The sequence below is a fragment of the Curvivirga sp. genome (assembly GCF_965219885.1).
In the GTDB taxonomy this organism is placed as follows: domain Bacteria; phylum Pseudomonadota; class Alphaproteobacteria; order UBA8366; family Aestuariispiraceae; genus Curvivirga.
In genome coordinates this window covers 1,613,506-1,630,986 of record NZ_CBDCOT010000009.1, presented here as the reverse complement: position 1 = coordinate 1,630,986, position 17,481 = coordinate 1,613,506, and the positions used below count along the sequence as shown (strand labels likewise).

14 protein-coding genes and 1 riboswitch are annotated in these 17,481 nt (G+C 43.0%); of the genes, 7 read left to right on the top strand and 7 right to left on the bottom strand.

Annotated features, from left to right (window positions below; translation table 11 throughout):
- Nucleotides 1-362: 362 nt before the first annotated feature.
- The 3 genes from ACOQOA_RS13120 to ACOQOA_RS13110 all read left to right on the top strand — a co-directional run bounded on the left by ACOQOA_RS13120 (nt 363) and on the right by ACOQOA_RS13110 (nt 4,381).
- Entirely contained in the window at nt 363-1,388 is a 1,026-nt protein-coding gene (locus ACOQOA_RS13120; protein ID WP_420549071.1) for a putative 2-aminoethylphosphonate ABC transporter substrate-binding protein, read from the top strand.
- A 203-nt stretch (nt 1,389-1,591) separates the two neighbouring features.
- Entirely contained in the window at nt 1,592-2,674 is a 1,083-nt protein-coding gene (locus ACOQOA_RS13115) for a putative 2-aminoethylphosphonate ABC transporter ATP-binding protein (protein WP_420549070.1), read from the top strand.
- A gap of 3 nt (nt 2,675-2,677) precedes the next feature.
- Nucleotides 2,678-4,381: a putative 2-aminoethylphosphonate ABC transporter permease subunit gene (locus tag ACOQOA_RS13110; RefSeq protein WP_420549069.1), complete on the top strand. Its 1,704-nt coding sequence runs from the start codon at nt 2,678-2,680 to the stop codon at nt 4,379-4,381.
- A 69-nt stretch (nt 4,382-4,450) separates the two neighbouring features.
- On the opposite strand, the gene ACOQOA_RS13105 is transcribed toward ACOQOA_RS13110, so the two are convergent.
- From ACOQOA_RS13105 to ACOQOA_RS13090, 4 genes are all read right to left on the bottom strand, one after another.
- Complete coding sequence (locus tag ACOQOA_RS13105; RefSeq protein WP_420549068.1) at nt 4,451-5,002, bottom strand: PAS domain-containing protein; 552 nt, start codon at nt 5,000-5,002, stop codon at nt 4,451-4,453.
- A 158-nt stretch (nt 5,003-5,160) separates the two neighbouring features.
- On the bottom strand, nt 5,161-6,597 hold the full coding sequence (gene phnY, locus ACOQOA_RS13100) for a phosphonoacetaldehyde dehydrogenase (RefSeq protein ID WP_420549067.1): 1,437 nt from the start codon (nt 6,595-6,597) through the stop codon (nt 5,161-5,163).
- A gap of 21 nt (nt 6,598-6,618) precedes the next feature.
- Complete coding sequence (phnA, locus tag ACOQOA_RS13095; protein WP_420549066.1) at nt 6,619-7,863, bottom strand: phosphonoacetate hydrolase; 1,245 nt, start codon at nt 7,861-7,863, stop codon at nt 6,619-6,621.
- Nucleotides 7,864-7,901: 38 nt separating this feature from the next.
- A complete protein-coding gene (locus ACOQOA_RS13090) occupies nt 7,902-9,104 on the bottom strand; it encodes a 2-aminoethylphosphonate--pyruvate transaminase (protein ID WP_420549065.1) in 1,203 nt (400 codons plus the stop codon).
- Between the two features lie 176 nt (nt 9,105-9,280).
- Between ACOQOA_RS13090 and ACOQOA_RS13085 the strand changes: the two genes are divergently transcribed.
- Entirely contained in the window at nt 9,281-10,162 is an 882-nt protein-coding gene (locus tag ACOQOA_RS13085) for a LysR substrate-binding domain-containing protein (protein ID WP_420549064.1), read from the top strand.
- On the opposite strand, the gene ACOQOA_RS13080 is transcribed toward ACOQOA_RS13085, so the two are convergent.
- Together ACOQOA_RS13080 and ACOQOA_RS13075 are read right to left on the bottom strand one after the other, a co-directional pair.
- Nucleotides 10,159-11,454, bottom strand: a complete 1,296-nt coding sequence (locus ACOQOA_RS13080) for a glycerate kinase type-2 family protein (protein WP_420549063.1) — start codon at nt 11,452-11,454, stop codon at nt 10,159-10,161. The genes ACOQOA_RS13085 and ACOQOA_RS13080 overlap by 4 nt on opposite strands.
- A gap of 32 nt (nt 11,455-11,486) precedes the next feature.
- Nucleotides 11,487-12,323 carry a fumarylacetoacetate hydrolase family protein gene (locus ACOQOA_RS13075; RefSeq protein ID WP_420549062.1) on the bottom strand — a complete coding sequence of 279 codons (837 nt, stop codon included), beginning with the start codon at nt 12,321-12,323 and terminating at the stop codon, nt 11,487-11,489.
- Between the two features lie 294 nt (nt 12,324-12,617).
- Between ACOQOA_RS13075 and ACOQOA_RS13070 the strand changes: the two genes are divergently transcribed.
- Together ACOQOA_RS13070 and ACOQOA_RS13065 are read left to right on the top strand one after the other, a co-directional pair.
- Nucleotides 12,618-13,808 carry an acetyl-CoA C-acyltransferase gene (locus tag ACOQOA_RS13070; RefSeq protein WP_420549061.1) on the top strand — a complete coding sequence of 397 codons (1,191 nt, stop codon included), beginning with the start codon at nt 12,618-12,620 and terminating at the stop codon, nt 13,806-13,808.
- 29 nt (nt 13,809-13,837) lie between these two features.
- A complete protein-coding gene (locus ACOQOA_RS13065) occupies nt 13,838-14,965 on the top strand; it encodes an acyl-CoA dehydrogenase family protein (protein WP_420549060.1) in 1,128 nt (375 codons plus the stop codon).
- 129 nt (nt 14,966-15,094) lie between these two features.
- On the opposite strand, the gene ACOQOA_RS13060 is transcribed toward ACOQOA_RS13065, so the two are convergent.
- Nucleotides 15,095-15,697, bottom strand: coding sequence for an NADPH-dependent FMN reductase (locus tag ACOQOA_RS13060; RefSeq protein WP_420549059.1), 603 nt, complete (start codon nt 15,695-15,697; stop codon nt 15,095-15,097).
- A gap of 183 nt (nt 15,698-15,880) precedes the next feature.
- Nucleotides 15,881-16,110, top strand: a riboswitch (cobalamin riboswitch).
- 137 nt (nt 16,111-16,247) lie between these two features.
- Here ACOQOA_RS13060 and ACOQOA_RS13055 point away from each other — a divergent pair.
- Nucleotides 16,248-17,480, top strand: a complete 1,233-nt coding sequence (locus tag ACOQOA_RS13055; RefSeq protein WP_420549058.1) for an aromatic ring-hydroxylating oxygenase subunit alpha — start codon at nt 16,248-16,250, stop codon at nt 17,478-17,480.
- The last annotated feature ends 1 nt before the right edge of the window (nt 17,481 follow it).

Genomic DNA, 17,481 nt, shown 5'->3' with positions numbered 1-17,481 from the left:
CATTTGTGACATTTGTGTTAAAATTTTTGGTTTTTATGTAGACTTTTGTGGTTTTTTCAGGTTACACTTTATTTGTAATTGATATTGACTTCCGGACAATATTGTAAAAAAATTAAATAAATACAATAAGTTACAGAACAGATGGAGATCGGACAATTTAAATTTTTTGACATATTAAAGTCATAAATTTTTCACATTCTTCCTACATTCCGCAGTTTTATGCGGAAAGAACATGTAAAAAAATTGTCATATTTTTGTCACTTCAAAGTAACGCTATCTGACTAGACCAGAGACCGAAAAAGGTCGGTCTTTTTTATCAGTCCGGATAACCTCGGTTATCCTTAACAGACAGGGAATATAAAATGAAATTTTCTTCTATCTTGAAAGCTGCTGTATTCGGCGCCGTTGCGACAACAATGGCTACTTCTGCAATGGCTGCGGAAACATTGACAGTATACACAGCTGTAGAAGCTGAAGACTTGAAAAAGTACAAAAAAGCTTTTGAAGCAGAAAACCCAGATATTAAAATCAAATGGGTTCGCGATTCCACAGGTATCGTAACTGCGAAATTGCTTGCTGAAAAAGAAAACCCAAAAGCTGACGTTGTTTGGGGTCTTGCAGCAACATCTTTGATGCTTTTGAAATCCGAAGGCATGTTGGAAGCTTATGCACCAGTTGGTGTCGACAAATTGGAAAAAGCATTCGTTGACGGCGATACACCTCCATCTTGGACAGGTATGGATGCATGGGTTGCGGCTGTATGTGTGAATACAGTTGAACAAGCTAAACACGGCTTTGCAACACCAACAAGCTGGAAAGACCTAACAAAGCCTGAATATAAAGGCCATGTAGTTATGCCTAACCCGAACTCTTCTGGTACAGGTTTCCTAGACGTATCTTCTTGGTTGCAAATCTTCGGTGAAGAAGGCGGTTGGGAATTCATGGATGGCTTACATGAAAACATCGCATGGTATACTCACTCTGGCTCCAAGCCTTGTAAACAAGCAGCATCTGGTGAAGCACCAATTGGTATCAGCTTCGCATTCCGTGGTGCTAAGTCCAAAGCTAAAGGCGCACCGATTGATATCGTTGTTCCATCTGAAGGCGTTGGCTGGGACATGGAAGCGACAGCTATCGTGAAAGGCACAAAGAAACTAGAAGCAGCTCAAAAGCTTGTAGACTTCACAGTGACCAAACAAGCAAACGAAATGTATAACAAAGGTTATGCGGTAGTTGCTTATCCTGGCGTTGCGAAACCTGTTGAGCACTTCCCAGCAAATCTTGGCGATGCAATGATCGACAACGATTTTGAATGGGCTGCGGTTAATCGCAAGGATATCTTGGCAGAGTGGCAAAAACGTTACGATTCCAAGTCTGAAGCAAAATAATCTTTTGCATATTCAGCGAATGCGAATAATCTAACGTGAGTTGGAAAAAGGCCCGAGGTATCTTCACAGATACCTCGGGTCATTCGTTACATAGGTTCTATTAGTATTAATCATAGAAACCATTAGTTATAATAATATCATCATGCCATGTATAATTTTGGCGTATGGATCAGCGGACAACTGGAAGCTGGGGAGAAAAATAAATGTCGGAAAAGACTTACTTAAAAATTGATAACGTAGTGAAGAAATTTGGCGAATTCGTCGCGCTCAATGATGTTTCTATGAGTGTGAATGAAGGCGAATTTGTCTGCTTCCTCGGCCCATCTGGTTGCGGTAAAACAACATTATTACGTGCAGTAGCCGGTTTAGACATTCAAACGACAGGCAGCATCAATCAAGCTGGTCAGGATATCTCCGCACTACCACCTTCAGAGCGTGACTTTGGTATCGTGTTCCAGTCCTATGCGCTTTTCCCAAATATGACGATACGCAAAAATATTGCTTATGGTCTTGAAAACCGCAAAATGCCTAAGCCTGAAATCGAAAAGCGTGTGGATGAACTTCTGGATACGATTGGCCTTCCAGATCAAGGCAACAAATATCCTGCACAACTTTCCGGCGGTCAGCAACAACGTGTCGCCCTTGCCCGTGCGATCGCAACAAATCCCGGCTTGCTATTGCTTGATGAGCCACTCTCTGCTTTGGATGCACGCGTACGTACTCACTTGCGTCATGAGATCAAATCGCTTCAACAAAAATTAGGCGTAACAACAATTATGGTAACCCATGACCAAGAAGAAGCATTAACCATGGCGGATCGGATCGTTGTTATGAACCATGGGGTGATTGAGCAAATCGGTACACCAATGGAAATTTATCGTCACCCGACAACTGCTTTCGTCGCAGATTTCATCGGTACCATGAATTTCATGCAAGGCGAAATGATAGACGATCACACAGTGAATGTGGGCGGTTGCAAACTTGTCCTTAAGGAAGATACAGATTTCAAGGTTAGCGATAAAGTTCAAGTGGCAATCCGTCCAGAGGACATTGTAGCGATTGAAGATGGCAAGCATGATGACAATGGCATGCATGTGACCATCAAACATCTAGAATTCTTGGGCTCTTTCTTCCGTGCTGAACTTACAGGCGGACCATTAGGTGACAATACAATCGAAGCTGATTTCTCCATCAACTTGTCCCGTCGTATTGAATTGGCTGTTGGTAATGAGATTGAAGTTCGTTTACCTAAAAATCATCTTCGTCTGTTTCCGGTTGAGGGTTAAGCCATGACAGATATGACAGAAAATACAGCTCAAATTGTAAAACCAAAGGTAAGCCGGGATGACTGGATCATGCGCATTGCAATGATCGTGATTGGCATCTTGTTAGTTGTTGGCATTATCTTGCCACTCTTCACTATGCTTTCAAAATCCTTTGAGAATGATGATGGCGCTTTCGTTGGTCTTGCCAATTATATTGAATTCTTTGCAACGCCTGCATTGTTTAATTCTATCTTCAACAGTTTATATATCGCGATCATTGCATCGGTTGTGGTGTTAACCGTCTCTTTCATGTACGCATACGCATTAACGCGCACATGTATGCCATTTAAGTGGTTCTTTAAGCTCATTGCTCTAATTCCTCTTCTGACACCATCCCTGCTGTCCGGTATTTCCTTAGTATACTGGTTTGGTAATCAGGGTGTTGCCAAAGACATGCTGATGGGTGAATCAATTTACGGCCCGATTGGGGTTGTTATCGGGTCAAGCTATTGGGTTTTCCCACATGCCTTGATGATCATCATCACTGCCCTATCCATTGCTGATGCCCGCCTCTATGAGGCAGCAGATGCATTGCGTACAAGTAAGATTAAGACATTCTTTACTGTAACTCTACCAGGTGCAAAATATGGCTTGATCAGTGCGGCATTTGTTGTCTTCACACTTGTCTTCACAGACTTTGGTGTACCAAAAGTAATTGGCGGCAACTTTAACGTTTTGGCGACAGATATCTATAAACAGGTGATTGGTCAGCAGAACTTCCAAATGGGTGCGGTTGTATCTGTGGTTCTTTTAGCACCAGCAATTTTGGCATTCGTTGTCGATCGTATTGTACAAAAGAAACAAGTTGCATTGCTTTCTGCGAAAGCTGTGGTTTTGATCCCTAAACCAGATGCAAAACGTGACTGGTTCTTCTTTGGCTTCTGCCTGGCGATTGCAGCGATCATCATTGGTATGATTGGTATGGCGCAATATGCTGCTCTTGTTACATTCTGGCCGTATAATCTAGAATTAAGCTTAGCCAACTATGACTTCGATCTTATGGACGGCGGCGGCTGGGAAGCTTTCTACAATTCTATTGAGATGGCTCTCTATTCCGCATTCTTTGGCACAATCATCATTTTCTTTGGGGCATATCTTGTACAAAAAGGACGTGGTTTCGAATTGGGTCGTAGCATCTTCCAAATGATCGCCATTGTTCCACTTGCCGTACCAGGCATGGTTCTTGGTTTAGCTTATATCTTCTTCTTTAACGCGCCATGGAATGGGTTAGGGGAAATGATTTATGGTACGATGGCTATCCTTGTATTAGTGACGATTACTCACTTTTACACAGTATGTCATTTAACCTCAGTGACTGCCTTACAACAAATGGATAATGAATTTGAATCCGTTTCGGCAAGTTTGAAGGCGCCATTCTATAAAACCTTTGGACGTGTGACCGTACCAGTATGTTCACCAGCAATTTTGGATGTGTCCATGTATCTGTTCTTGAATGCGATGACCACCGTATCTGCGGTTGTCTTCTTATATTCTTCAGATACCACATTGGCATCTGTTGCTGTTTTGAACATGGATGATGCGGGTGATATTGCACCAGCTGCAGCTATGGCGATGATGATTGCCTATACCTGTATCGGTGCAAGGATTGTTCATGCAATTTCCTCTTATCTGATGCAACGCCATTTCCAAGCTTGGCGTACAAGATAAGATAATTTTACATCTTACTCCTTGTAAGTTTGCCCCTGATTATCCGTAATCAGGGGCTTTTTTTATTCTCTAAAATTCTTGGAAATCCAGCTCGATCACTTCCAAATCTTTCACATGAGGCGACATAGGTTCCATCAAGATTTTGGTATCATGTCGAATGATCTGCCCAACGATTATTGTTGAGACCCTATTGGGATCAGCTTCGGAAGAAAATGGAATGTAAAGTCGGCTATTATTAGATAGATGTCCATCTTCCCAACGAAGAAGGTAATGCCAATATAACGGCCGTTTTAATTGTGCGACTTGTTGGTATTGAGAGTTTAAATAACCGGTAAATTTGCCGTCTGTTAATTCATCTAAATATTTTCCTGAATTATCCGCGCCCCAATTACGCACCATATTAGACCCCACCAAACGATAAAAAACACGTGGTTCACCATCGCCTTCTTGACGCATCTCTACCATGATAAGGGAGGAAAGTAGTTTTGGAAGGTCAACAGGATCAAACGAAGATTTTGGTGGAAGGAGACTTCCCCCATCAGAAATAGAAAGCCAATAGTTATACAGTTGCATCAACTGATGGTTTAAGACTCTCTCTATGGCAACATCGCATACCGCCATTTCTACCCTCGTAACTAGTTCCCCATTATTTATTAGCATTCACATATATACAAGGATAAAAAATGGGCCGCCCCTTCTAAGAGAGCAGCCCAGTTATTTGAAACCTTGGCCTTCCTACAAAGCCAAGTCTCAGGATAACCTAATGGGTGGTCTGTGAACTACACCCAAGGCAGAGAGTAAGATTTCACGTTGGTGAAACTTTTCATTGCTTCCAAAACGCCTTCTTTATAGCCAAGGCCGGAATCTTTGATACCTCCAAACGGAGACATTTCAATACGATATCCAGGAACTTCCCAAACGTTCACAGTGCCGACTTTGAGCTCTTTGATAAAACGTTGGATCGTTGGCCAATCATCGGTGCAAACACCAGATGACAAACCAAAGGCAGTAGAGTTAGAAACACGAATAACATCGTCGATATCTTTACAACGGATGATCGGTGCAACAGGACCGAATGTTTCTTCACGTACCAGATCACAATCATAAGGCACATGATCCACAACGGTTGGAGAATAAAGTGCTCCATGGCGTTCGTTTCCAAGAAGCAATTTTGCCCCTTTTGAAACGGCATCATTCACACGATTTTCAAACAGAATTGCAGAATCTTCGGTAATCACGGTTCCCATATCTACGGAAGCATCAAACGGATCGCCATATTTAATTGCCTTGGTTTTTTCAGCCACCAATGCTGCAAATTCATCCGCAACGTCTTCAACAACCAAGATACGTTTCACAGCCGTACAACGTTGACCGGAATTTTTGAAAGAACCTGCAACAGCCAGTTCAGCCGCTTTATCCAAGTCGGCATCAGCACAAACGATCAGTGGATCGTTCCCGCCAAGTTCAAGGACTTTACGCTTATAACCTGCATGTTCCGCGATATATTTACCAATCGGCACACCACCGGTGAATGTCACCAATTCAGCATGTTCATTCGTCAACATTTCATCCGCGATGTCTGCAGGATCCCCTGTCACCACAGAGAACATTTCAGGCGGCAAACCTGCATCATAAAGGACATCTGCTAATAGCATCGCTGTTAACGGTGTTTTTTCAGTCGGCTTTAAAACCATGCAGTTATTTGTTGCGATGGATGGTGCAACCTTATGTGCAACCTGATTTAACGGATGGTTAAACGGGGTGATCGCACTAATTGCAGAAAGAGGTTCACGCGTTGTGAAAATCTTACGTTGTTTGCCATGTGGTGTGATGTCACAGGAATAAACTTCACTATCATCCATAATGCATAAGCGCGCAGATAAGCTAAATACATCATAGGCACGACCAACTTCATAAAGACTGTCTTTTTTGCAAAGCCCCGCTTCCGCAGTAATCACATCTGAAATCAGTTCTTTGCGTTCCACAAGAATATCTGCTGTCTTTTGCAAGATTTCATAACGATCATGTCGAGTTAGTTTAGATTCAAAATTCGCAGCCTTTTCAAAAGCATCACGAACATGCTCCACTTTCCCTTTCGGGACAGTTCCGACCAACTGATTGTCATATGGATGTAAAACATCAATACGTTCATCCGTTAATATCTTCTTGCCAGCGATACGCATGGCTTCATGTCTTACCTCAAAATTTGCAGGCATAATTTCTCTCCTTCCCGAGATTTAGGAAGCGTGGTTCAACGCCACATCAAATACATCAAAGTTACGAAGGCGACGGTCTGCTGTGATACCTTCAACTGCTTTGTTACAAAGCAAAGGTACTTGCTGCTCAGAAATACCACCGTGAGAACGAAGAGGTTCTTTCAACGCGCTCAAATCATGACGATCAGCTGATGTACCCAATACTTTATTTGTATCGGAAACAAGAATAACGTCACCTGTACGGTCTTCTGGTAATTCAAACTTTGCGCAACCTTCTTCACGATTTAGCGCAACCATCATGCCATCCATCGCAGCTAGTTTCGCGATAATTTCTTCGCGACCTTCTTCTGGAAGATATGCTGTGGCGAAAGAGCCCAAAGCACCATGATGAACCACATATGGATCGGTAATTGGAAGGATCACACGGCTTTTACCTTTGCCCAACCACTCATCCAAAACATCTTGCAAGAAAATAACGTCAGGCTCACCTTTGCCTGTATGTTTTGGTTTCATCCCATGGTCAGCGGTCATACCGATAACAAAGCCACGCTCATCCAACTGAGCCATATATTTATCAAGCATTGCGTAAAATTCATTAGCAACAGGTGTACCTGGTGCATGTTTATGCTGAATATAATCTGTTGTGGAAAGATACATTAGGTCAGGTTTGAATTCGTCTGCAAGCTTTACACCTGCGGCAAAAATGAACTCGGACAATTCAGCAGAATAAACAGAAGGCACTTCACGGCCTAACCACTCAGAAGCGTTTTCGATGCCATGTTCTGCCATATTTGTTTCATTTGATTTCTCAGACGAAAAGGAAATCGCTGTCCCTTTGGAGAAATCCAACTCATTACCTAACATACGACGCAATTTGTCTTTCGCTGTTACAACAGCAATCTTTGCACCTTCATCCTGAAATGCTTTGAAGATTGTTGGTACACGCAAGAAACGTGGCTCATTCATCATAACCTCAGTATCGTTTTCCATATCATAGAAATAGTTACCGCAAATGCCATGAACCTTTGGTGGTTGGCCTGTCACAATGGACATATTATTTGGGTTTGTGAAACTTGGGATCACACAATCAGCACGAAGGTCTGCGCCTTTTGCCAAAGCCTCTTTCATATAAGGCATCACACCCATTTCAATTGCTTTTTCAATGTAAGCTGGCTCAGAACCATCGATACATACAACGCAAACCGGACGGGACGGCCATTTATAATCGCGGCCATTTACAGATACAGAAGCTGGTTTATCAGACATAATTTTATCCTTTAATTCAAATCCATTAGTTTATTCAATCAAGCTTGCAGCTTGCGTTGTTCAAGAGCTTCCGCAGGCGGGGAACAATCATCCACCCCCATAGAAGCGCAGGCTTTTTTCATGGCAGCCAGAACACCATTCATATCTTCTTCGAAAAGTTGGCCGATATTGCCAACGCGGAAGCTATCAACCACCGTTAATTTGCCCGGATAGATGATGTAACCTTCCTTTTTGATTTCTGCATAGAAAGTTGCGAAATCGAAATTTTTGTGAGCAGGGCAGAAGAAAGTTGTAATGATTGGAGATAACCAACGGTCTTCCAATAATGTTTCAAAGCCCAATTCGCGCATACCTTTAACCAACACCTGACGGTTATTTAGATAACGGCCATGACGACCTTCCACATTACCTTCTTCTTCATGTTGGTAAAGCGCTTCTAGAAAGGCCACCACTGTATGGGTTGGCGGAGTGAAACGCCATTGGCCTGTCTTATTCATATGCGCCCATTGATCATGCACATCCAAGGCCAAAGAATGGCTATTTCCCTTTGCTGCTTCCAGCGCTGATTTCTTTGCCACAATAAATCCAAAGCCCGGCACACCTTCGATACATTTATTGGCAGAAGATACCATAGCCTCAAAAGGGATATCCTTAACTGATAATGGCACAGCACCAAATGCAGACATTGAATCGACTAAAAGCTTGCGACCTTTAGCAACAACAACATCAGAAATTTCTTTTAGCGGGTTCAAGATACCGGAACTGGTTTCACAATGAACCAAAACCACATGGCTGATTGCCGGATCATTATCCAGAATATCTGCAACTTCATTTGGCATTGGTGGCAAGTAATCACCTTTATCCAATTCAACGTAATCACGACCAAGATAATCCATTGTTTTCTTGGAACGTTGCCCATAAGCACCATTCATCAACAATAGTGTTTTACTGCCTTCTTTCGGGATGAAGGAAGACAACATTGCCTCCACAGAGAAAGAACCGCTGCCTTGCATCAAGGCACAATCGTAATCTTCACCACCGTCACACATATCAACCAAACGAATGCGAATTTCTTTGGAGATCGCTTTAAAGTCATCATCCCAAGACCCCCAATCCCGAAGCATGGATTCTTTTGTACGCATGGAAGTAGTCAAAGGGCCCGGTGTCAACAATGCAGGTTCTGTTCCTGCAGGTGCTAAATCAGCAAATGGACCGTTCTCACGTGGTGTTTGTTTCGTCATCTGTTTTTCTCAAATTAGGTATGTAACTTCTGAAAATTATCTTCTGGACATTGTTTCGCATATCGCTAATAATAATTCAAATCGTTAATTCATATCAAATTTATAAGTTTTACTTATATTAAAGCAGATATGTTTATAGCAGAACTATGTGACACTAATATGTAAGAGATAATGCCATGTATTATGCCCAGTTTCGTGCCTTTCATGCAGTTGCCACTTATGGTGGTTTTTCTAAGGCTGCCAATGAGTTAGGCCTTACACAACCTGCGATTTCTGATCAGGTTCGTAAACTAGAAGAACGTTTTGGTATCTTGCTTTTTAATCGTCATAAACGCTTGGTAACACCAACCGAATTGGGGCAGGCCTTATTTGAAATTACCAAGCGTCAGTTTGAATATGAAAAACAGGCGATTGAGCTACTTTCAGAAAGCCAAAAACTGCGTGTTGGTCATTTGAACATTACTGCGGATTCACCTTTACATATCATCCAGACTGTCGGGGATTTTCGTCGAAAACATCCCGGCGTTTCCGTTTCTCTTAAGGTCGCGAATTCCCAAAATGCACTTTATCAGATTTTTGATTTTACGGCCGATGTAGCCGTCTTGGCGGAACCTCCGGGTGATGATCGTCTTGAATTCATTCCCTTACGCAGTGATCCATTGGTTGCCTTTGTTGAAAATAGCCATCCACTAGCCCAATATGATAGCATTACTTTGGATCATTTACGTGAAGAAGCACTTGTATTCCGTGAAGGTGGATCACGTACAATTCAAACCATTAAACAGGAATTTGCGGATAAGGGAATCACGCCGAAAGTTGTGATGGATGTGGATGGATTGGAAGCCTTAAAAGATGCAGTAGCCGCAGGTATTGGTGTCGGCTTTGTGACCCAACCGGAATTTGGTTATGATCGCCGCCTGAAAGCGATCCCGATTGATGATTGCACGCGTCTCCTTACAGAATCAGTTGTTTGCATGAAAGATCGTGCACATCTGGGTGCGATCAAAGCCTTCATGCAAGCCACGCGGGATTATATCAAAAACAAAGGTGATGTTTAGATCAAAACAATCTGAATATCCGCTACATTCGTACCTGTGCCGCCTGTCATAATTAAGTCTTCCGAAGCCTTAAGCGCTTCATACGCATTATTATTTTCAAGTTCAGGTACGGGGTTTCTGGTTTTCTTCATCATACGCATGAAGCTGTCTTTATCTGTGATGCCACCAGCAGCATCAGTTGGGCCATCCCGCCCATCTGTACCACCGCTTAAACAAACCCACTCATGTGGAAGTCTTTTTTCCATAGCGTATAACATAAAGGCCAGCGCAAATTCCTGATTGCGCCCCCCCTTCCCATCTCCGATAAGATTCACGGTTGTTTCCCCACCTGTTACGAGAGCACTAACTTGATCAGTACTAGGAATAGCTGAAACAGACGAAACCAGAGCAACAGCTTCTTCTCTGGCATTTCCTTCCAAAGGATATGGTGTTTCAAGCAACTCCACCCCAGCCTCTGAGAGATAATTCATAGCAGCTTCAACACTAACAGCATTTGAACCAATCAAATAATTTTGAGTTAGAAATAGACGCGGATCATCGGGTTTCAATGTTTCTTCATCCGCAGCCCCTAAAACATCACGGACTGATTGAGGCACTTTGTCCCAAATATGAAACTGTCTTAAAATATTTTCTGCATCCTGAAATGTGGTTTCATCAGCCACTGTGGGCCCACTAGCAATTGAGCTTAAATCATCACCAATCACATCTGATAGGATAAAGGATGTTATTCTTGCGGGGGCCGCCAACTTTACAACACCACCGCCTTTGATCTTCGATAGATGCTTACGGACAGTATTCACAGAAACAATGTCAGCGCCACTTGCCAACAAAAGATCGGTCGTAGCAATTTTATCTGCTAATGAAATACTGTCCAAAGGTGCTGGTAACATAGCGGAAGCACCGCCGCTGACACAGAATAGAATATGATCTTCGTCAGATGCATCAGAGATAATTTCGATCAGTTTCTGTGTGGCTATTAATCCTTGCTCATCTGGCAAGGGATGGCCAGCAACAAGAACCTCAGCACCATCAATATCCATATGATTTTCGCGATTGGTAATCACCAAACCTTTTTGTTTCAATTTCTCAGAGGGGATGACAGATAAAAGCCCCTGCATTAGAGGAATAGCAGCTTTCCCGACAGCAATAGGAATAATAGAAGAAACATTCACTCCCTCCTCTTCCAGCCATTTCGACAGATGCCTCTCTATCGCCTCCTTTGGATCAGCAGCTTTAATTGCTGCGAGAAAAGCATTCAACGCCAGCGCCCGTTTTTCATTGAGTGTTAACATGGGCGTTTCTCTCTTTCATAACCAAGCATCGTTTAATCCGCGATCACGGCTTGTCGCTGTCGACCTAAACCTTCGACACCTAGCTCAAGTACGTCACCCGTCTTCAAGAATAGAGGAGGTTTCATCCCCATACCAACCCCGGGCGGTGTGCCTGTCGCAATCACATCACCCGGATGCAATGTCATAAATTGGCTTAAGTATGAAACCACATGGGCTACGCCATATACCATTTTATTGGTGTTGCCTCGCTGGGTTACCTTGCCATTTAAATCCAACCACAAATCTTTATTTTGCGGGTCACCAAATTCATCAGCAGTCACTAGCCATGGCCCCATGGGACAGAAATGATCGGCTGATTTACCTTTATCCCAAGTACCCTGTCTTTCTATTTGAAAGGCACGTTCAGACACATCGTTAATCACGCAATAGCCGGCAACAGCATCCAGCGCATCTTCCTCTTCAATATATTTGCCGCCTTTGCCAATAATGACGCCAAGTTCTACTTCCCAATCGGTTTTTTCAGATCCGCGTGGAATGATAACTGGATCATTCGGCCCACAAATAGACGACGTTGCCTTCATAAACATGATAGGCTCAGATGGCACGTCCATCCCCGCCTCTTCCGCATGATCGGAATAGTTCAATCCTATGCCAATAACTTTCCCGACACCTGATACAGGCGCCGCGATCCGTGGCTCGCCCGAGACAACAGACAAATTCGCAATATTTACATTATTCAATATGGAAATATCTGATAACAATTTTGGATCAATGTCATCCACAATGCCGGACAAGTCGCGAATATTACCATCAATATCTAGAAGGCCCGGCTTTTCTTGCCCTGCATCACCATAACGTAATAGTTTCATCTTTATCTCCCTGTCAGAGGCTTATTTTATAAGTTTCATTAGCGTCTTTATAAAACTGTTTGGTCAGTTTGGCTTATGAAAATTTATACAAGGAGTATCTCAATCAATGTTAAAATGCCAACATGACACGGATTTAGCTATTTTTAACTTTGCTGCATTGCAATAATTCACAACTCTTTTTACTTGACGTTTACGTTAACGTAAAGCACTCTACTTTTCAAATTAGCAATCACATCAATGTAATTATTGGCGTATACTCTCGCCATATAAAAGCTACTCAGGTGAGGAAGAACCATGGCTGAAGCAAATGATCCAATCGTAATTGTAGGCGCAAAACGTACCCCGATGGGCGGTATGCAAGGCGATTTCTCCGATGTTACTGCATCTCAACTTGGTGGAGCAGCGATCAAAGCTGCCTTGGAAGAAAGCAATGTTGATCCAAAGCTTGTAGACGAATTACATATGGGTTGTGTGCTATCAGCTGGACAAGGACAAGCACCGGCGCGTCAAGCAGGGTTTGCGGCAGGCCTCACAGATATGACACCTGCGAATACTCTAAATAAGATGTGTGGGTCTGGTATGCGCACTGTGATGATGGCCTTTGATCAACTTAAAGCAGATAATGGTGAGATCGTTGTTGCTGGCGGCATGGAAAGCATGACAAACGCGCCTTACCTTTTACCTAAAATGCGTGGAGGCGCCCGCCTTGGTCATGGCGAAGTGATTGATCATATGTTCCTTGACGGTCTGGAAGATGCTTATGAAAAAGGCCGCCTGATGGGCACATTTGCCGAAGACTGTGCAGATAAATATCAATTCACCCGTGAACAACAAGACGAATATGCCTTGAAGTCGTTAAGTAATGCGTTAGCAGCGCAAGAAGGTGATAAATTTAAAAATGAAATCACATCGGTCAAAGTTAAAACCCGCAAAGGCGAGACAATTGTTGATAAGGATGAACAACCGGGTAATTCACGTCCGGAAAAAATTCCACATCTCAAACCAGCCTTCCGCAAAGATGGCACAGTGACACCGGCAAATGCATCCTCCATTTCCGATGGTGCAGCCGCGCTTGTTCTAATGCGGGAATCTGTTGCAAAAAAACATGGTTATAAAATTCGCGCGAAAATCATGGGACATGGGTCGCATGCACAAGAACCGGGCTGGTTCTCTACCGCGCCGGTTCCCGCAACAAAAAAACTTCTAGAAAAGCTAGATTGGTCTGTTGAAGATGTTGACCTATGGGAAGTGAATGAAGCCTTTGCCGTTGTGCCGATGGCTTTCATGAATGAATTAGGCGTATCCCGTAATCAGTTAAACATCCATGGCGGCGCCTGTGCATTAGGCCATCCAATTGGGGCATCCGGTGCACGTATTCTCGTCACCTTACTAAACGCCTTAGAAGTAGAAGACAAAAAACGTGGTGTTGCCGCCGTTTGTATTGGCGGTGGTGAAGGTACTGCTGTTGCGATTGAACGTGTATAATCACTGATTGAATTCAAAGGAGGCATATAATGCTGACAGAAGAACAACAACTCATTCAGGATATGGCACGTAACTTCGCAAATGATGTCTTAAAACCAAAAGCCGTTGAACGCGAAGAAAATCACGAGATTGAGGAATCTGTCCGTAAACAACTGGCAGAACTTGGCTTCCTAGGTATGACCATTGATCCAGAATGGGATGGTGCAGGTGCGGATTATGTGTCTTATGCACTTGCCTTAATGGAAGTCGCAGCGGGGGATGGTGCAGTTTCAACAATGCTGTCCGTTCACAATGCGCCTTTCCTTGCCATCCTTGATAAATTTGCAAGTGATGAGCAAAAAGAAAAATGGATGAAGCCTGCCGCGCGCGGAGAGTTCATTGGTTGTTTTGCCTTAACAGAGGCACATGCCGGATCAGATGCTTCCGCACTTCGCACGCGGGCAGTTAAAACGGATGGCGGCTACATTATTAATGGGTCAAAGCAATTTATTTCTTCGGCCCGTATTGGTGGGGCAACGATCCTATTTGCCGCGACGGATCCAGAAGCAGGTAAAAAAGGATTAAGTGCCTTTTACGCCCCCAATGATACAAAAGGTTTCAATATCGCCGGTGTCGAAGAAAAAATGGGCCAAATGGCGTCTGACACATGCGCCCTGCAGTTCGATGATATGTTTTTGCCTGATGAAAATCTTATTGGCAGCGAAGGTCAGGGTTATAGTATCGCTTTAAGCAGCCTAGAAACAGGACGTATCGGCATTGCCTCTCAATCTGTTGGCATGGCACAAGCTGCTTTTGATTATGCGCTTGCCTATTCCAAAGAACGGACAAGTTTCGGTAAGCCTATCTTTGAACATCAAGCTGTCCAATTCCGTCTGGCCGATGCAGATACAAAACTTGAAGCTGCACGTCAGTTGATTTTACATGCGGCACGTATGAAAGATGCAGGTGTGCCCTGCTTACGGGAAGCAGCAATGGCAAAACTTTTCGCTTCTGAAATTGCGGAAGAAGTATGCTCAGCTGCCATTCAAACATTAGGTGGGTATGGATATTTACGCGAATATCCAGTTGAAAAAATTTATCGCGATGTACGGATTTGCCAGATTTACGAAGGTACTTCCGACATTCAAAAAATTATTATTGCCCGTCAAATGGCTTAAGAATTTATGATTTTCCTGCGAGTCTTAGATTAAGGCTCTAACTCTGTTCATTATTGAACAAGTTATTGGGTATCGATGATTAAAGTCGATACCCATTTTTTTGTTTCTAAACGTCGTATAAAGTTTCAGTTACATACCAAATTTATACTCTTTACGATTTTGATATTTATCACGAACAGGTTTCCACGCTTCTGCTGTGGCCGCCAGATAAGTCATACTATATTTGATCCGTGCCAATAATTCGGTATCAAGGTCAGTCGGTAAGTCTTCAATGAACAAATTTGTGACATTTCGCAAAATGATATGATCAGGTAACCATGTGATCATATTATTCTTTGATCCTGAAACGCGTAAATCCGAAACAGGATAAGCGCCTCCCATACCAGAACTCACTGAAACAATCTGTGCAGGCTTATGGGCCAACTCACCCGCCTCACACATTAACAAGAAGTTTTTAAGATGTGGTGGTGCCATACCAGCCCATTCAGGTGTCACGATCACAAAACCATCAGATGCTTTTAATTTATCCGAGATTGGTTTCCAATGTTTCGTGATATCGCTGTCAGCCTTCCATTTCCCTTCATCCCATAGCGGTATCTTTTCATCTTTCAAAAAAACCATATCCGCCTCAACATCCATATCCAGTTCATTAATTGTATTTTGAACTATCTTTGCAATACGATCAGATTGTGACGTTTCACGTATGCTTCCAGAGACAACTGTAATCTTCATTTATCCACCCTCATTTTTTTGGATCAAATTTTATGACCCCAACATCATAATAAGACCCAAATTTTGAAATTTCGCTTATTTCTTTTTCTCAAAATTATATTACTTCGTCGCGAGATTAATTTAACTTGGCGCAAATTGAAATATGCTCCAGACAAAAATTGGTAATGTGTGCTCATCTTGAGAGATCAAGATTTACATTTTGGTGCCCCATCTCGTTTTCTGATCAAAAACTAGATGGAGATAATTGGGAAACTGGTGAGAGTAATCGAATCCAGTGCTGCCCCCGCAACGGTAATAAGGTGTAGTTTGAACAAAATACCACTGGGTCTAGCCACCCGGGAAGGTTGTTCAAATATGAGGCGTAACACTTCATCCTTTAAGCCCGGAAACCAGCCTAGATGTAACAGTCCACAGAATTGCGGCGGGCGATTTGGCTGAGATATAGGTACCGATGAAAATGCTAGGCAGCAGCATTTTCGGTCCTTGTTCCCACCATAAATAAAGCCAATCCGTAATTCATAACGACCTTTTTTTGAGGAGCAAGGTTATTATGAATACGACACCTAATATGTTGTCTTTGTTAAATACACGGAAGCCAAATCATTCTTTAGAGCGGCCGTTCTACACCGATCCGGAAATTTTTGCGGCGGATTTAGAAAACATTCATTATCGCGAATGGCTATTCGCCATTCCAAGTTGTGAAATTCCAAAAACAGGTAACTTTGTCACCTATAAAGTTGGTGAATATAGTGTTGTCATTGTGCGGGGCGCTGATCAGCAAATCCGTGCATTCCATAACACATGCCGTCATAGAGGTTCTGTGATTTGTAAAGTGGCAAAAGGCACAGCACCTAAGCTTGTATGCCCCTATCACCAATGGACATATGAGTTGGATGGATCTTTGCTTTGGGCCCGTGATATGGGACCGGAATTTGATCCATCCCAACATGGCTTAAAAACAGTACATTGTCGTACAGTTGCAGGTTTAGTCTATATTTGCCTTGCTGATGATGCACCAGATTTTGAAGAGTTTAAATCAGTTGCGGAGCCCTATTTGCAATCACACGATCTAGAAAATGCGAAGGTCGCGTTCGAAAGCACGATTATCGAAAATGGCAACTGGAAACTGGTTTGGGAAAACAACCGCGAATGTTATCATTGTGGTGGTAACCACCCGGCTTTATGTCGCACCTATTCCGATGATCCTTCTATCACTGGCGTTGAAGGTGATGAAGCTCCTGAACATTTACAGGCTCATTTTGATCGATGCGAAGCCGTTGGATTAACGTCTAAATTCCACATCAACCAAGATGGACAATATCGTCTTGCACGTATGCCATTAAAAGATGGGGCACAAAGTTACACAATGGACACAAAACCAGCTGTGACAAAACCTTTGGGTCGCATTGCTCTTCCTGATGCAGGTGCATTGGTTAAATTCCATTATCCAACAACTTGGAACCATTTCCTTCCTGATCATTCTATCGTCTTCCGTGTCACCCCGGTAAGCCCGACAGAAACAGAAGTCACAACAAAATGGCTTGTTAATAAAGATGCTGTTGAAGGTGTTGATTATGACATCAAACGCCTAACGGAAGTCTGGGAAGCGACAAATGACGAAGATCGTCGCGTTGTTGAAGATAATCAACAAGGTATTAATAGCCCTATTTACGAACCAGGACCATATTCACCAACCCAAGAAAGCGGCGTTATCCAATTCGTAGACTGGTATTGTAAAACACTTCAAAAAGGCTTGTCGCCAATTACATTGGCAGCGGAGTAAT

Bases quoted from the DNA above. Each gene is read 5' to 3' on its own strand.
- ACOQOA_RS13120 (WP_420549071.1), top strand. From the start codon at position 363: ATGAAATTTTCTTCTATCTTGAAAGCTGCTGTATTCGGCGCCGTTGCG.
- ACOQOA_RS13115 (WP_420549070.1), top strand. From the start codon at position 1,592: ATGTCGGAAAAGACTTACTTAAAAATTGATAACGTAGTGAAGAAATTT.
- ACOQOA_RS13110 (WP_420549069.1), top strand. From the start codon at position 2,678: ATGACAGATATGACAGAAAATACAGCTCAAATTGTAAAACCAAAGGTA.
- ACOQOA_RS13105 (WP_420549068.1), bottom strand. From the start codon at position 5,002: ATGGCGGTATGCGATGTTGCCATAGAGAGAGTCTTAAACCATCAGTTG.
- phnY (WP_420549067.1), bottom strand. From the start codon at position 6,597: ATGCCTGCAAATTTTGAGGTAAGACATGAAGCCATGCGTATCGCTGGC.
- phnA (WP_420549066.1), bottom strand. From the start codon at position 7,863: ATGTCTGATAAACCAGCTTCTGTATCTGTAAATGGCCGCGATTATAAA.
- ACOQOA_RS13090 (WP_420549065.1), bottom strand. From the start codon at position 9,104: ATGACGAAACAAACACCACGTGAGAACGGTCCATTTGCTGATTTAGCA.
- ACOQOA_RS13085 (WP_420549064.1), top strand. From the start codon at position 9,281: ATGTATTATGCCCAGTTTCGTGCCTTTCATGCAGTTGCCACTTATGGT.
- ACOQOA_RS13080 (WP_420549063.1), bottom strand. From the start codon at position 11,454: ATGTTAACACTCAATGAAAAACGGGCGCTGGCGTTGAATGCTTTTCTC.
- ACOQOA_RS13075 (WP_420549062.1), bottom strand. From the start codon at position 12,323: ATGAAACTATTACGTTATGGTGATGCAGGGCAAGAAAAGCCGGGCCTT.
- ACOQOA_RS13070 (WP_420549061.1), top strand. From the start codon at position 12,618: ATGGCTGAAGCAAATGATCCAATCGTAATTGTAGGCGCAAAACGTACC.
- ACOQOA_RS13065 (WP_420549060.1), top strand. From the start codon at position 13,838: ATGCTGACAGAAGAACAACAACTCATTCAGGATATGGCACGTAACTTC.
- ACOQOA_RS13060 (WP_420549059.1), bottom strand. From the start codon at position 15,697: ATGAAGATTACAGTTGTCTCTGGAAGCATACGTGAAACGTCACAATCT.
- ACOQOA_RS13055 (WP_420549058.1), top strand. From the start codon at position 16,248: ATGAATACGACACCTAATATGTTGTCTTTGTTAAATACACGGAAGCCA.